The sequence below is a fragment of the Labrenzia sp. 5N genome (assembly GCF_012395805.1).
GTDB classification, from domain to species: Bacteria; Pseudomonadota; Alphaproteobacteria; order Rhizobiales; family Stappiaceae; genus Roseibium; species Roseibium algicola.
On the sequence record NZ_JAAZTM010000024.1, the window covers coordinates 336,244 to 350,224 of the forward strand.

15 protein-coding genes are annotated in these 13,981 nt (G+C 60.1%); 3 read left to right on the plus strand and 12 right to left on the minus strand.

What is annotated here, in order from left to right:
- Positions 1-4 precede the first annotated feature (4 nt).
- The 8 genes from HEP89_RS28600 to HEP89_RS28635 all read right to left on the minus strand — a co-directional run bounded on the left by HEP89_RS28600 (position 5) and on the right by HEP89_RS28635 (position 7,276).
- Positions 5-457 carry a MaoC/PaaZ C-terminal domain-containing protein gene (locus tag HEP89_RS28600; protein WP_055661060.1) on the minus strand — a complete coding sequence of 151 codons (453 nt, stop codon included), beginning with the start codon at positions 455-457 and terminating at the stop codon, positions 5-7.
- Between the two features lie 3 nt (positions 458-460).
- On the minus strand, positions 461-1,534 hold the full coding sequence (locus tag HEP89_RS28605; RefSeq protein ID WP_077294470.1) for a Gfo/Idh/MocA family oxidoreductase: 1,074 nt from the start codon (positions 1,532-1,534) through the stop codon (positions 461-463).
- On the minus strand, positions 1,527-1,856 hold the full coding sequence (locus tag HEP89_RS28610; protein ID WP_077294473.1) for an L-rhamnose mutarotase: 330 nt from the start codon (positions 1,854-1,856) through the stop codon (positions 1,527-1,529). The genes HEP89_RS28605 and HEP89_RS28610 overlap by 8 nt, the downstream gene beginning before the upstream one ends.
- A 3-nt stretch (positions 1,857-1,859) precedes the next feature.
- Entirely contained in the window at positions 1,860-2,981 is a 1,122-nt protein-coding gene (locus HEP89_RS28615; RefSeq protein ID WP_023001326.1) for a mandelate racemase/muconate lactonizing enzyme family protein, read from the minus strand.
- 4 nt (positions 2,982-2,985) lie between these two features.
- Positions 2,986-4,083, minus strand: coding sequence for a sn-glycerol-3-phosphate ABC transporter ATP-binding protein UgpC (ugpC, locus tag HEP89_RS28620; RefSeq protein ID WP_077294476.1), 1,098 nt, complete (start codon positions 4,081-4,083; stop codon positions 2,986-2,988).
- A gap of 2 nt (positions 4,084-4,085) precedes the next feature.
- Positions 4,086-4,952 (minus strand): carbohydrate ABC transporter permease, encoded by an 867-nt coding sequence (locus tag HEP89_RS28625; RefSeq protein WP_077294649.1) that lies wholly within the window; start codon positions 4,950-4,952, stop codon positions 4,086-4,088.
- Between the two features lie 2 nt (positions 4,953-4,954).
- Entirely contained in the window at positions 4,955-5,851 is an 897-nt protein-coding gene (locus HEP89_RS28630) for a sugar ABC transporter permease (RefSeq protein WP_023001323.1), read from the minus strand.
- Between the two features lie 108 nt (positions 5,852-5,959).
- The gene (locus HEP89_RS28635) at positions 5,960-7,276 is read right to left on the minus strand and encodes a sugar ABC transporter substrate-binding protein (protein WP_168693703.1); all 1,317 of its coding nucleotides are present in this window, start codon (positions 7,274-7,276) and stop codon (positions 5,960-5,962) included.
- A 176-nt stretch (positions 7,277-7,452) separates the two neighbouring features.
- Between HEP89_RS28635 and HEP89_RS28640 the strand changes: the two genes are divergently transcribed.
- A complete protein-coding gene (locus tag HEP89_RS28640; protein ID WP_023001321.1) occupies positions 7,453-8,235 on the plus strand; it encodes an IclR family transcriptional regulator in 783 nt (260 codons plus the stop codon).
- A 65-nt stretch (positions 8,236-8,300) separates the two neighbouring features.
- On the plus strand, positions 8,301-9,137 hold the full coding sequence (locus HEP89_RS28645) for an amidohydrolase (RefSeq protein WP_023001320.1): 837 nt from the start codon (positions 8,301-8,303) through the stop codon (positions 9,135-9,137).
- Between the two features lie 76 nt (positions 9,138-9,213).
- Here HEP89_RS28645 and HEP89_RS28650 read toward each other — a convergent pair whose 3' ends face one another.
- The 4 genes from HEP89_RS28650 to HEP89_RS28665 all read right to left on the minus strand — a co-directional run bounded on the left by HEP89_RS28650 (position 9,214) and on the right by HEP89_RS28665 (position 12,911).
- Complete coding sequence (locus HEP89_RS28650) at positions 9,214-10,350, minus strand: carbohydrate ABC transporter substrate-binding protein (protein ID WP_168693704.1); 1,137 nt, start codon at positions 10,348-10,350, stop codon at positions 9,214-9,216.
- Complete coding sequence (locus HEP89_RS28655; RefSeq protein ID WP_168693705.1) at positions 10,347-11,507, minus strand: CaiB/BaiF CoA-transferase family protein; 1,161 nt, start codon at positions 11,505-11,507, stop codon at positions 10,347-10,349. The genes HEP89_RS28650 and HEP89_RS28655 overlap by 4 nt, the downstream gene beginning before the upstream one ends.
- A 6-nt stretch (positions 11,508-11,513) precedes the next feature.
- Positions 11,514-12,080, minus strand: coding sequence for a MaoC family dehydratase (locus HEP89_RS28660; protein ID WP_168693706.1), 567 nt, complete (start codon positions 12,078-12,080; stop codon positions 11,514-11,516).
- Between the two features lie 372 nt (positions 12,081-12,452).
- Positions 12,453-12,911, minus strand: a complete 459-nt coding sequence (locus tag HEP89_RS28665; RefSeq protein ID WP_023001316.1) for a MarR family transcriptional regulator — start codon at positions 12,909-12,911, stop codon at positions 12,453-12,455.
- Positions 12,912-13,031: 120 nt separating this feature from the next.
- Between HEP89_RS28665 and HEP89_RS28670 the strand changes: the two genes are divergently transcribed.
- The gene (locus tag HEP89_RS28670; protein ID WP_168693707.1) at positions 13,032-13,964 is read left to right on the plus strand and encodes a PDR/VanB family oxidoreductase; all 933 of its coding nucleotides are present in this window, start codon (positions 13,032-13,034) and stop codon (positions 13,962-13,964) included.
- Positions 13,965-13,981: the final 17 nt, after the last annotated feature.

Genomic DNA, 13,981 nt, shown 5'->3' on the forward strand with positions numbered 1-13,981 from the left:
CCCCTCAGGCGGGCTTGTTCTTTCGTTCAACGATGTGGATGTGATCGGCGACGAGAACCACTTCGTCGCTTTGATTGAGAACTTCCGTCCGCTCGACCACGCGGCCGAATGCCGGGCGTTTCGGATCATCGTCCTTGGCAACGATGGTCACGCGCGAACGGATGGTGTCTCCAATGAAAACCGGCTTCACGAAGCGCATCCGGTCGTAGCCATAGGAGAAGGCAACCGGGTTGATGACGCTGGCGGTCAGGCCGACGCCGATGGCGAACACCATGGTGCCATGGGCAATTCGCTGGCCGAAGGGCTGGGTCTTCATGAACTCCGCGTCCATGTGATGCGGAAAGAAGTCTCCGGTATGGCCTGCGTGGACCACGAAGTCGGTTTCGGTAATCGTGCGGCCATAGGTGATGCGCTCATGGCCGAGTTCATAGTCTTCGAAATAGGTCGTTTGTTCCATGACTTATGGTCTTTGTGCGAGTGGAGTTGCAGGGGACGCGGAGGAGGCATAGGCCGCTTCCACCAGAGCCATCGTGTTCCAGGCGTCTTCGACCGAACTCACCAGCTCGGCGTCCTCGCCGGACGCAAAGCGCTGGAGATTTGCCATGCGGCCGACAAAAGCGTCCGGGAACCAGGCTCCTTTCAGGGGAACGGGGATCCACTCGTCTCCACCTTTGGGGCGGATCTCCAGGATGTCCGGTTCGCCGTTCGGATAGTCGAGATTGACACCGAGCTGCAGATAGGCAGCGCCTTCCGTGCCACACACTCGGAACTCGCAAGCCTGGTGCCGGCGGCCGAACTTGTGATCGTGATTGATGGAGAGCGCACAACGCACCTTGTCGCCGTAGTCGAGGATGGCGCTGGTGCGGGTCTGGGCCATTTCATGGGACGGATGGCCGAGCGATTTCGCGTGCACGCCTTTCGGGTCCCCAAGTACTTGCCGGATCAGGTCGAGATAATGGATCGAATGCATGGTGATCTCGATCCGGGGCAGTCCTTTCAAGAAGGCCCAGAGCTCCCAGGGCGTGGCGAGAGCCAGCCAGGCATCGAAATCGACAACTTCTCCAAGCCAGCCCTTGGCGATGGCGTCCTTGAGGGCGAGCATCATCGGTGCGAAGCGGAGCTGGAAGTTGACGGCGGCGATCAGTTTGCGGTCGCGGCAGATCCTGAGAATATCCGTTGCCTGGCGCAGGTCGCTGCCCATGGGCTTCTGGATCAGCACTGAGGCCCCTTCCGGTAGCAGGCCGAGGACATCGGCATGCACATGGGGTGGGGTGGCAAGGTCGAAGACCGCGCCCGGCACACTGGCTGCTTCCTCTGCGCTGGCAAAGGCCTTGATGCCCCATTGATCCGCCAGAGCCTGCGCTTTGCCGGCATCCGGGTCATAAAGTCCCGCAATCGGAAAGCCGCCTTTCCTGTAAGCGGGGAAATGGGCATCACCGACGATGGAGCCTGCGCCGAAAGTCACGATGGGGCGTGGATTGGCGGGCCTTGGCCAGTCCTGGGAAAGGCTGGCCGGATCGAAAGCTTCAGTCATGATGGAAGACCTCTTCCATCATCGCCCACCACTCGCCGTCCTTTCGGGTGTCGAGCGGCTTTTGGCAGGGCATGCAGACGCCCCACCATTCCTGCGTTTTCGGATCGGCGGCCATCTTCGCCGCGTCGGCCTCAAAGTCCGTGCCGTGATATTCCCAGTAGCCGAAGAGCAGATTTTCCGGCTCCTTCAGGAAGATGGAATAATTCCGGATATTGCATTTGGAGATCATGTCGAGGATCTCCGGCCAAACCGAAGCGTGCAGCCGCTTGTATTCGGCAACTTTCTCCGGCTCGAGACCGATCACCATGCCCATGCGCTGCATGACCTACGCCTCCTGCCGGGTGATTGTGCTGGTGAACTCGGGAATGCTCTTTCCGCGCACCGCGTCCCAGTCCCAATCGATGCCGATGCCCGGTTCCACGGGTGCGAGCGCATGGCCGTTTTCAATTGTCATGCGGCTATTGGTCAGTTCGTCGAGTTGCGGAATGTACTCGACGTATTTGCCGTTCTGCACGGCACAGGTCAGGCTGACGTGCAGCTCCATCAGGAAGTGCGGACAGATCGGCATGTCGAAGGCTTCTGCAGCATGGGCAACCTTCAGCCAGGGGGTGATGCCGCCGATCCGTCCGGCATCGACCTGCACCACAGAGCACGCTCCGGCCTGCATGTATTCCCGGAAATGCCGGATCGAATAGAGCGACTCGCCGACAGCGACCGGCGTCGAGGTTCTCTGCGACAGGCGCACATGGCCACCGATGTCGTCGGCGGGTAGCGGTTCTTCGAACCAGGCAAGGTCCAGGTCCCGCAGGCGGTCGGCGCGCCGGATGGCTTCATCAACGGTGAAGCCCTGATTGCAGTCGGTCATGATCTCATAACCGTCACCGACGGCGGCACGCACGGCGGCAAGCCGCTCGTAGTCCTCGGAGACATGCGGGCGGCCGATCTTGACCTTCGATCCGGTAAAGCCCTTTGCCTTGGCTGCAAGAGCATCCTCGACCAGGGCTTCGGTTTCGATATGCAGCCAGCCGCCTTCGGTCGTATACAGCGGGCAACGGTCCTTGGCTCCACCTGCCAGCTTCCAGAGCGGCAGCCCCATCTTGCGCGCACGCAGGTCCCAGAGGGCCGTGTCGATGGCGGCAAGCGCAATGGAGGAAATGGCGCCGATCGTGGTGGCGTGGGTGAAGAACTCCAGTTCGTGCCAGATGCCCTCGATCATGTCTGCGTCACGGCCGATCAGAACCGGGGCGAGATGGTCCGCAAGAAGCCGCATGACCGAGGATCCACCGGTGCCGATCGTATAGCTGTAGCCTGTGCCCGTCGCACCGTCCGCATCGGTGATCGTGACGATCGGTGTTTCCTGGCTGACGAAACTCTGGATCGCATCGGTTCGCTTGACCTTCGGAACCAGGTCGACCATGCGCAGTTCGACTTTTTCAATCCGTGCCATGCGTTCAGCTCCTCAAGGTCTGTTCGGTGGCGGCATCGAAGAGATGTGCCTGGCTGAGGTCGAAACTGAGATCGATCTTGTCGCCCGCGTGCAGCGCCTTCGGGTTGAGCATGCGCGCAATCCAGTCCTCACCAGCGAACTCCGCAAAGACCAGGGTCTCGTTGCCGAGCGGTTCGGTGATCGAGACTGGCACCTGCGTCGTGTGCACGTCATGGGCTTCGCCGGAATGCAGGCCATGTCCCGCCGGATACAAATCGTCCGGTCTCAGGCCGAACACGACCTTCTGGCCAACGCTGACCGCGTTCCGGAATTGCATCGGCAGCGGAAGGCTGGCGCCATTTGCGAAGGCGAGCTTGCCATCGTCGATGACCGCTTCGCGCAGGTTCATGGTCGGCGAACCGATGAACCCGGCGACAAAGCGGGTCTTTGGGCGCTGGAAGACTTCCTCCGGCGTGCCGACCTGTTCGATATGGCCGTCGCGCATGATCACGATCCGGTCAGACAGGGTCATGGCTTCCACCTGGTCGTGGGTCACGTAGATGACCGTCGACTGGACCTTGGAATGCAGTTTCTTGATCTCCGTGCGCATCTGCATGCGCAGCTTGGCATCAAGGTTGGAAAGCGGTTCGTCGAACAGGAACACATCCGGATTGCGCACGATGGCGCGGCCCATGGCAACACGCTGGCGCTGGCCGCCGGAAAGTTGGGACGGCCGTCGTTCCAGAAGGGCCTCGAGGCTGAGCGTGCGCGCTGCTTCCGCGACCGCCGCATCGATCTCTGCCTGGGATTTTCCGGCGATCTTGAGCGAAAATCCCATGTTCTCTGCAACCGTCATATGCGGGTAGAGCGCATAGGACTGGAAGACCATGGAGATGTTGCGTTGGCGCGGCGGCAGGTCGTTGACCACCCGGTCGCCGATGTGGATTTCGCCACCCGAGATGTCCTCCAGCCCGGCGATCATGCGGAGCGAGGTCGACTTGCCACAGCCGGACGGGCCGACCAGCGCGATGAACTCCCGGTCCTTGACCTCAAGGTTGATGGAATGAACCACCTCCAGTTGCCCGTATTTCTTGACCAGGTTTTTCAAAGAGACGGTAGCCATGTCTATCCCTTCACTGCGCCGGAGGTGAGGCCGGAGACGAGGTGTTTTTGTACGATGAATGTCAGGGTGAGTGCCGGAATGATCATGACCACGGCCAGCGCGCACATGCCCCGCCAGTCGATGGTGAATTCGGCGGTGTAATCCAGCAGACCGACCGGCAGCGTCTTGGAATTGGTCGACCGGGTGAGCTGGGATGCCAGCGCGAATTCGTTCCAGGAAATCAGGAAGGCGAAGATACCGGCGGAGGCGATGCCTGAACGCGCCAGCGGAAATTCAACCTGCCAGAAGGCTTGCCACCGGGTGCAGCCGTCGATCTGGGCCGCTTCCGCAAGATCCCGGGGGACCTGTCGGAAGAAACCGTCGATCAGCCAGACCGTGAAGGGCACGTTGAGTGCCACATAGGCAAGAATCAGTCCGAAGTGGGTGTCGATGATGCCGATCTTGGCATAGACGAAGAACAGCGGCAGTGACAGCGCGATGCCAGGCACGGTTCGCGTGAGCATGAAGCCGAGGAAAATCGCCGACTTGCCGCGGAACCGGTAACGCGCAAACGCGTAACCACCAGCCATACCGACCGCCAGGGCAATCACGGTCGAGGTGACCGAGATGATCAGTGAATTGCGGAAATACTCCAGCACCGGAATGCCGCCCTGGCCAACGCCGGAGAACATTGCCACATAGGCGTCGAACGACAGCTCGCGCGGGATCCAGACCGGAGGTTTGGCCATGATCTCGACTGTCGGGCGGAGCGAGGAAAGAACGATCCAGACCCCCGGCAGACAGATGATCGTCATGGCGAGGAACAGTCCGATAAGGTGGCCAACCTTCAGGAAACGGCCCTTGAGGCGATGTGCGGTATTCTCGTCCATGATCACCACTCCGCGCCGATCTGCTGGCGGGCCTTCGCGAGTTGCCGGAAGAACAGCGCCGTGAACAGGATTGAAAGAAGAATGGCGATGTAGGCCATGGCATTGGCCAGCCCCATGCGCGCGTCGGAATAGGCGGTGCGGGCAATCATCGTCCAGAGGATCTCGGTACGCCCGGCAGGGCCGCCATCGGTCATGATCTTGACGATGTCATAGGCGCGCGCGATGTCGAGCGAGCGGATGGTCATGGCGATATAGGCAAAGGGCATGATGAACGGCCAAGTCACATAGCGGAAGCTCTGCCACGAGGTGCACCCGTCCACCTTGGCCGCTTCCAGCGGCTCGCGCGGCATGGCCATCAGGCCCGCCAGAATGAAGATCGCGAAGACCGCAGTTGACGACCAGATTTCCGCAATCAGGATGGAAATGAAGGCAAGCTGTCCGTCGATCAGCCAGGGAATGGCGATATCCGTGAGCCCGAGCGATTGCAGCGCGTTGTTCACGACGCCGATGTTGTCGTTGAACATGAACTTGAACTGGAAGCCGACCAGAACCGGCGAGAACATCATGGGAAACATCATGATGGTGCGCAGGATCCGCTGTCCGCGTGTGGCCTTTTCAACAAGCAGCGCCAGGCCCAGACCGAGCAGCATTTCCAGGTTGAGCGCGAAGGTTAGCAGCAGCACCGTTCGGCCGAAGGCGACCCAGAAATCCATGTCCGTCAGAAGCCGCACGTAGTTGCGGAAGCCGATGAACGTATAGATCGTGTCCGGCCGGGTCAGCCGGAACGGCGTGAAACTTGAATACAGTGACAACAGGAGTGGCACGACCACCACTGCCGCCAGGACGATAAACGCCGGCAGCAGCAGAAGCACATGCGGCGCGGGCTTCCAGCCTCTCATTCTATCCTCATATCGTTTTACGAAAGGAGCTAGCCGACCCGCGAATGTCGTGCGCGGGAAACCCGGCGGGATCAGGCGCGGCAGGGCCGCGCCTGTCCTTGAGCGAGCTTAGAGCTCTCCGGCATCCTGCAGGATTTCGGTGGCCTCGGCCGCTGCATCGTCAAGTGCCTGCTGGGGCGTCTTGTCGCCGAGAATGGCAGCCTGCAGCTGCGGGTAGACCGCGTTAGAGATCTCGATCCAGGACGGAGACTGAGGAACCGGGTAAGCGCCTTTGGCGGCTTCCTGGAAGGCCTGCAGAACTTCCTTGCGGAACGGGTCGTCGGAGGCTTCCGCGATCACCCAGTCCCAGACGGCGTCGCGCGTTGGCAACGGTCCACCGGCTGCTTCCTGCTTCTGGCTGTCCTCGTTGGTCAGGAACCAGACGAGGGAACCTGCGGCTTTCTTGTTCTCGCAGTTTTCGGTGACGGAGAACCCGTGATGTCCCGACCATCCGGTCCGGGCACCCGAGGACCCCTTGGGCGGTGCAACGACACCAACATCGCCGGCCACCTTGGAAGCACCCGGGTCGTTGAAGAAGCCGGCCCAGCCCGGCCAGTCCAGGTTGATGGCAACCGTGCCGGAGGCAAATCCCTGGCCCAGGTCGTCCCACAGGTAGTTGGTTGTACCGGCGGGAACGGCTTTCGCTTTGTAGAGATCCACGAACCAGTTGAGCGCACGCACACCGGCTTCCGAATTGAACGCAGGCTTGCCATCTGCATCCAGGTATTCGCCACCTTCCGCGCGCAGCATTTCATAGAAACGGCCGTTGATGGCCTCTTCCTTGCCGGCAAATTGCGTGCCGTAAAAGTCCGGCGGATTGGCGAAGAACTCGGCCTGATCGGTCACCTGCTGCCAGGTGTCCGGCGGCGTCAGGTCATAGCCGTATTTTTCCTTGAACTTCGCCTTGTTGTCTTCGTCCGCATAAAGGCTCTTCTGGTAGTAGAGCGCGGACACGTCGAACTGGGCGCGCGGCAGCATCACCAGTTTTCCGTCAAGCGTCGAGGCGGAGATGTTGGCATCAACGAAGGCGTCGATTTCTTCCTTCGGCAGCAGTGCTGCAAGGTCGGTGTAGATGCCCGGATACTGGGGCGCGAAGGATGAGTGGTTCGAACCCACACACCAGTTCAACGCACCCACGGCGATGTCCGACTTGATCTCCTTGTCGAGGTCGAAGTGGTTCTTCTTGGAGATGACGTTGACCTTGGCCCCCGTCGCCGCCTCCCATTCGCCGATGCGCGCATAGAGCTTTTCGTACTGCTGGCCACCGATCAGCTTGGCATCGATCGTGACCCCGTCAAACTTGCCCGGCAGATCCTGCGCGAGCGCAGAGCCAACGGCAAAAAGAGCGATAACGCCGGCGGACGCGCCGGCCAGTAGATTTTTCATGAGCCTCCTCCCGAGACTTTCAAAGAAGGCGGGTGCCCGCCCAAACAACTCACTAATGAGTGGTTCATTTATATACAAACATGCTCTTCATTTATGGTCAAGCTGCTCCGGCGCATTCTTGTTTGTTTTTCGAGAAGGGTGTGCGTATATGAATATTGCACTTCATGGAGAAAAGTATGGAACAGGAAGAGGATCGATACCGGGCACCCGCCCTCGACAAGGGGCTCGATATTCTTGAACTTCTTGCAGGCATTGACGGCGGATTGACCCAGGCGGAGATCGCCAAGCATCTCGGCCGCAGCCCCAACGAATTCTACCGCATGCTGGACCGGTTGGTGCGTCGGGGTTACGTCACAAGGATCGACGGTGACCGCTACTCGCTGACGCTCAAGCTCTTCGGTCTGGCGCAGTCCCATGCGCCGGTCCGCCGTCTCGTTTCCTTTGCAACGCCCTTCATGCGAGACCTTGCGGAAAAGACGCTCCAGGCAAACCAGCTCTCCGTCTTCGACCGTGGATCGGTCGTCGTCGTCGCGCAGCAGGAGGCGCCGAGCTACTGGGGGATCTCAATCCGCGTCGGCTCGAATATTTCGCTCTACGACACCGGATCCGGTCACGTTCTTCTGGCCTTCAGGCCGCAAGAGGAACGCCTGATGATGATCAACGAATATTCCCGCAGCACCGAACATCCGACCGTCGAGAAGGAGTTCTTCGACCGGCTCGACCAGATTTCGGAACGCGGCTACGAAATGATGCCGAGCCTCCAGACTGCCGGTGTCTACAACCTGTCCGCTCCGATCCTGAGCCCGGACGGACGGGCCATCGCGGCACTGACTGTTCCTTTCATCACGCTGGTGAACACCCCGCAGGCCCCCGACATCACCGGGACGTTGGAACTTCTGACCAGGACCGCGCGACAGTTGTCGGAACTGACCGGAACGGACGGCAAATCGGCCGAATAAATTCTTATTTGAATAATCTATTTTCCTGTGGAAGGATTGCCCGGCTATTTGCGAGGAGGAGCAGCATGATCGTCGACACCCATCTTCATGTCATAGACCGGTCGGCTCTGGACTATCCGTGGCTGGCGGGTGTCGAACCGCTCAATCGGGACTGGACATACGAAACCTATGCCCGTGATGCGCGGCGCGCAGGCATTTCGACCACGCTTCACATGGAGGTCGATGTCGCTGAACCCCTCATCGAAGCTGAGACAGGATATGTCGGCACTCTGGCAAACCGGCCGGACAGCCTCATCAAGGGGGCAATTGCGTCCTGCCGTCCCGAGGAGGAAAGCTTTGCTGCCTATCTGGAGCGGCAGCAGGCAAATGAGCTTGTGAAGGGTTTCCGGCGTGTGTTGCACGTCATGCCGGACGAGTTGTCTGATCAGCCTTTATTCCGGGAAAACCTGAAGCGCCTTGGCGGCACGCGCTTCACCTTCGACCTCTGCGTCCTGCCCCGCCAGCTTGAGCGGGCAATGGAGCTCGTCGATCTGGCTCCCGACGTCACCTTCATACTGGACCATTGCGGTGTACCGGATATCGCCGCCGACGAACGCCAGCCCTGGCAGGAGCGGGTTACGGAACTCGCAAAACGCCCCAATGTCTGCGCCAAGATCTCCGGGATCGTAGCCTATGCCGATCCTGAAAGCTGGATTGCCGAGACCCTGCGCCCCTGGGCGGAGCACACCATTCAGGCATTCGGCTGGGACCGTGTTGTCTGGGGCAGTGACTGGCCGGTCTGCACGCTTGGTGGCGGCTTGCTGGCATGGGTTGCTGCGACCCACGCCCTGCTGGAAGGCGTCAGCGAGGATGAACGAACAAAGCTGCTGTCCGGAAACGCAAAACGTATCTGGCAGCTTTGACCAACTGAACCGCGCCCCCAATGTGATTGGAGGCGCGTTTGGACGGTTGTCCGCAGACGCATTGTCTTGGAAGGGCTTACTCAAAACTCCCGGCGAAAAGCGCATTGATGTCGCCGATGACGGATTGCGCTGTCTCACCACCTTGCAGGCCCAGGTTCAGCCGTTCTGAAGCTGCTGCCTGAAATGCCATGTAGCCCTTGTGGCGCGGACGGACCCAGGCGTTGTCCAGGGTCCGGCGGGTGTTGCGGTAAAAGTCGTTTGTCACATCATTGACGGTCTCGTCAGACCAGCCGTCCGCATGACCAGGCTGGCCACCGGCAGCTGCAAAAGGCCCGCGCTGCACTGGGCCACTTGCAATCCAGAGAGCGAAGTCTGCAGCGTTCGAGACATGGTTCGAAAATGCGGAAACGGCAATGCCGGTGCCACCAAGTGCGGAGCCCATCGGGCCGTTGTCGCCGGCAGCAGGGATATCGGCAAAGGACAAGCGTTTCGGCCTGAAGCCTTCGATACCGTAGTTGACGTAGCCGTAGATCAGGGGAACACAGGCAATCGGGCTGTCCGTCTTGCACATCTCCTCAAAGACCGCGATCGGATCCATGCCATAGCACCGGTCAGGAACGTGTCGCATCAGGTGCGAGATCAGCTCATAGACCGGTGCGCCGTTCTCAATCGAAACAAGCTCGCCCGGTCCTGTCGTCGTGCAGGGTGTTCCAAGGTTTGCCGACAGGGTGAAGAAGGTCATCAGCGAATGGGGCGGGCGCATCGGGATCAGCACCTTGCCCGCTTCCGCCAGTTCAAGGACTTCATCGAAGCGTGTGGGTGCCGCGCCGACGAGGTCTGCCCGATAGGCCTGGATCTGCGCGGCGGCGTCGATCGGATAGGCCCACTGGTGGCCTTCCCAGAAATAGCTTTCATAAGAACCGCCGACACTGCCATTGGCGACGGCCTGCCGGTTTTGCGGGTCCCCGTGTCTGTCGAGTGGAGCAAGACAGTTCTGCGTGGTGATTTCGCCAACGTGCGGATGGTCGATGACGATCAGATCATACTGGCGCGCGAGATCTTCGACCGGGTAGGATTCGAAGTCCTGAAGCGAGCGCTTGTCCCAGTCGATCCCGACACCCGTCTGCTCTTCCCAGAGCTTCGAGCAGGCAACCATGGGCTCGTAGCCGCGCGGGTGGCTCCAGGTCATGCCTTTCAGGCGAGCGGCGCTCATAGGCCGAACTCCTTCTCGATCGCGGCCGTGTGTTCACCGACGCGCGGTGCAGCCCGGGCGATTTTCGGACGGGCGCCGTTCACTCTCAACGGGGAGCGGGTTGTCAGGATCGAGACATTGTCTTCACGCTCGACGCGCTGCAGCAGGTCCAGCCCGTTGAACCCTTCGCTTTCCAGCAGGCTGTCCCAGTCGAGCACCGGTGCACACCAGATGTCGGCGGGTTCGAAAACGGACATCCAGTCGTCGACCGTTCGTTCGGCAATCGCACCTGCGATCAGCTTCTTGATCGTCTCGCGTTCGGAAAACCAGACCGCCGGATCGCCGCAATAAGGCTCGAGAGCTTCCAGCTCCATCAGGTCACGCAGTTTCGGGATCGGCGTCATGGCAACCGCAATGTACCCGTCCTTTGCCTCATACACGCCGTAAGGCGCGGAGAGATAGGCATGGGCATTGCGGAAACCGGATCGTTTCGGCATGCGCCTTCCGTCGTTGAGATAGGTGGTCAGAACCTCGAACTGGAAATCGACCAGAGCTTCGAGAAGGCTGGTCTGGACATGGCTGCCCTTGCCGGTAACACCGCGCCGGACGAGGCCAGCAAGAAGGCCTTGTGCCAGGGCTGCCCCTGCAAACATGTCGCCGACGGCAAGTCCCATCGGGACAGGGCCGTCACCATCGTTGCCGCTGAGCCACATGAGGCCGGAGCGGGCCTGGGCAAGCAGGTCCTGCCCTGGGCGGGCAACCCATGGGCCGTCTTCTCCGTAACCGCTGATCGAGCCGTAGACCAGACCCGGATTGATCGCACGCACAGTCTCGTAGTCGAGGCCCAGCCGTTCGATCACGCCCGGCCGGAAATTCTGGACCAGTACGTCGGCCTTGGCGATCAGGCGCTTGAGACGGTCTATGTCCTCCGGCTTCTTCAGGTCGACTGCAAGGCTTTCCTTGCCGCGGTTGATGGCGTGAAAGATGGTCGAATCCCCGCCGATTTCCGTGTCGCTCAGATAGAGGCTGCGCGACAGGTCTCCGGAGCCCGGCCGTTCGATCTTGATAACGCGCGCGCCAAGATCCTGCAGACGCAAGGTGGCATAGGGACCGGAGAGAAACTGGCTCATGTCGAGCACGGTGATCCCGGCGAGCGGTAGTTCTGAAGTGGATGTCATGTCGGTTCAGGCCCGGTTTTCAGGTTCTGTCCGGTCCGCGTGGGCGGCCGGATTGCGATATTTCACGGTTTGCAGATGCTCGCAGTAGAGGACGAGTTCACCTGCCCCCTTGAAGACTTCGTAGGATGCCCGAATGAGGCCCATCTCTTCGTATTTCGGCTTCTTGTCGAGGTTTGTTCGGACCGTATAGATCGTGTCGCCAATGAAGACCGGCTTGATGAAGCGCAGCTTGTCGTAGCCATAGGAAAACGCGTTGACGCAGTTGGTCGCGACAAGGCCGAGGCCTGCGGAGAAGACGAACGCTCCGGCAACCAGCCTCTTGCCGAAGACCCCTTCCGATTCTGCGAACATCTGGTCCTGCACATAAGGGTGAATGTCGACGACCAGCGTGTTGAAGAGGTGGCTTTCGCCTTCGGCGATCGTCCGACGCAGGGAACGTATGCAATGCCCCGGCTGCCAGTCTTCGTAAAACCAGTTCTCCGAATTCCAGACCGGGATGGCCGCATGCGCCGACGGCATATCCTTCGGCAGCGTGCTGTCGATCCCGACCGTCGGTGCGAATGACGTTTCCATGGCTCCTCCCAATTTCTTATGTGAATACTATATTCACATATGATTTTTAGAAGCAAGAGCTCTGTTCTTCCCGGTGCATGACTGGAAGGCGCCATCGCAGGCCCCGCAGGCAATGAGCCAACAGAAAAGAAGCTGCAGCGAGCTGGGTGTGCCGCAGCAGCCAACGGCAACCGGAACTGCAGTGCACGCAGAGCCAGGCGATTGGGGTGGGTTAAGTGGGTAATGGGGAGAATGACAGCCGGGCAAGACGGCTATTGCGGCTATTGGCGTCAAGGCGCCGGCGAGGCTGAAGAAGACATACCGCGAGGCTGCCTGCGATCCTGATATGCCTTGCCGTCGTCCGTCACAACAAGAGCAACCAGCGCCAGACGCCTATTCGTTGGCGCTGTTCCAGCTGTTGAGGGATGCCAGGAGCCGTTCCAGCGAGGGCTTGATCCGATCCGCATCCGATTGGTTCAAGGCAGACAGCAGGGTTCGTTCGTGTTCCCTTGCCTCTTCGACCACTTCGGAGCTCAGTTTCTGCCCGGCGTCGGTCAGGTGAACGCGGACGCGGCGGCCGTCGCCCTTGTCGCTCTTGCGCACGACCAGTCCACGCTTTTCCATCTGATCGACAATACGCGTCATTCTGGATTGCTCCAGAAGGGAGTATTTCGCCAGCTGCGTGATCATCAGTCCGTCCTGATCGTAAAGGCAGGCAAGAACCCGCCATTCCGGAACGCGCAGGCCCAACTCGCGCACACGGAGGTGAAACTGGTGGCTTGCCGCTTCGCTTGATGCTGCCAGCAGGTACAGCAGGTAAGAAGAAACGAATTTTTCCGGCGTCAGGGTCAACACCCCCTCCAACTATGCACCTGTTTTCAAAGTGTCATTTATCCCGGACGGATCGGGAAAAAAAGAGGCTTGACTCATTTTATATGAAATTTCATATTTTTTACAGGAGGAGGCATTGCGGTGAAACTTGTTCTTGAAGGTGTAGAACCGGAAACCGATCAGATTCGTGTTTTCAGGTTTCGGGCGGAAGCCGGCGGGTCATTGCCGGGCTATGAACCCGGTGCGCATGTCAAATTCGATCTCGGCCCTCTGGGCGAACGGGAGTACTCCCTGATCGACTGGCCGGAGACTGATGACCTCTATACGGTCGCGGTTCAGCGGGAGGAGAGCGGCCAGGGTGGCTCCAAGGCCATGCATGCCCTGAGCGCAGGTCAATCGATCTCCGTCAGCGAACCGAAGAACGACTTCCCGCTTGCCGAAGATGTTCCGCACGTCCTGCTTCTGGCTGGCGGCATCGGCATCACGCCGCTCATTTCGATGGCGACCCGGCTGAAATCGCAGGACCGGTCTTTCGAGCTGCATTATTCTGCCCGCTCGGCTGCGCGGATGGGTTTCGCCGGCAAGCTGAAGAACGCCTTCGGAGACAGCGCCCGTTTTTACCTTGACGACACGGACCCGCTCGATCTGGCCGCACTGATGAAGGCCCAGCCTTCCGGAACGCATCTTTATATCTGCGGCCCGAAGGGAATGATCGATGCCGCGCGGGCTGCCGCGACCGCAGCCGGACTGGCGGAAGAGGCCATTCATGTTGAACTCTTCACCGCCCCCCAGGCGCAGTCCGGCGATGCGGCATTCGAGGTGGAGGTACACAGCACGGGACAGGTTGTGACCGTCGCCCCGTACCAGACCATCATCCAGGCACTGGAAGATGCTGGCCTCGACGTCATGTATGACTGTCAGCGCGGCGACTGCGGCATCTGCCAGACGGATGTGATCAGCGGTACGCCCGATCACCGCGACGTCGTGCTGTCGGATGCCGAAAAGGCATCGGGAAAGGTCATGCAGATTTGTGTCAGCCGCGCGAAATCCGCGCGACTTGTCCTCGATCTTTAGGGTTTCGCATTCCAGGG

What these genes read in the sequence shown, in the direction of transcription:
- HEP89_RS28600 (WP_055661060.1), bottom strand. Translation starts at nt 457, where the DNA reads ATGGAACAAACGACCTATTTCGAAGACTATGAACTCGGCCATGAGCGC.
- HEP89_RS28625 (WP_077294649.1), bottom strand. Translation starts at nt 4,952, where the DNA reads ATGGACGAGAATACCGCACATCGCCTCAAGGGCCGTTTCCTGAAGGTT.
- HEP89_RS28630 (WP_023001323.1), bottom strand. Translation starts at nt 5,851, where the DNA reads ATGAGAGGCTGGAAGCCCGCGCCGCATGTGCTTCTGCTGCTGCCGGCG.
- HEP89_RS28610 (WP_077294473.1), bottom strand. Translation starts at nt 1,856, where the DNA reads ATGCAGCGCATGGGCATGGTGATCGGTCTCGAGCCGGAGAAAGTTGCC.
- HEP89_RS28660 (WP_168693706.1), bottom strand. Translation starts at nt 12,080, where the DNA reads ATGGAAACGTCATTCGCACCGACGGTCGGGATCGACAGCACGCTGCCG.
- HEP89_RS28640 (WP_023001321.1), top strand. Translation starts at nt 7,453, where the DNA reads ATGGAACAGGAAGAGGATCGATACCGGGCACCCGCCCTCGACAAGGGG.
- HEP89_RS28635 (WP_168693703.1), bottom strand. Translation starts at nt 7,276, where the DNA reads ATGAAAAATCTACTGGCCGGCGCGTCCGCCGGCGTTATCGCTCTTTTT.
- ugpC (WP_077294476.1), bottom strand. Translation starts at nt 4,083, where the DNA reads ATGGCTACCGTCTCTTTGAAAAACCTGGTCAAGAAATACGGGCAACTG.
- HEP89_RS28615 (WP_023001326.1), bottom strand. Translation starts at nt 2,981, where the DNA reads ATGGCACGGATTGAAAAAGTCGAACTGCGCATGGTCGACCTGGTTCCG.
- HEP89_RS28655 (WP_168693705.1), bottom strand. Translation starts at nt 11,507, where the DNA reads ATGACATCCACTTCAGAACTACCGCTCGCCGGGATCACCGTGCTCGAC.
- HEP89_RS28650 (WP_168693704.1), bottom strand. Translation starts at nt 10,350, where the DNA reads ATGAGCGCCGCTCGCCTGAAAGGCATGACCTGGAGCCACCCGCGCGGC.
- HEP89_RS28605 (WP_077294470.1), bottom strand. Translation starts at nt 1,534, where the DNA reads ATGACTGAAGCTTTCGATCCGGCCAGCCTTTCCCAGGACTGGCCAAGG.
- HEP89_RS28645 (WP_023001320.1), top strand. Translation starts at nt 8,301, where the DNA reads ATGATCGTCGACACCCATCTTCATGTCATAGACCGGTCGGCTCTGGAC.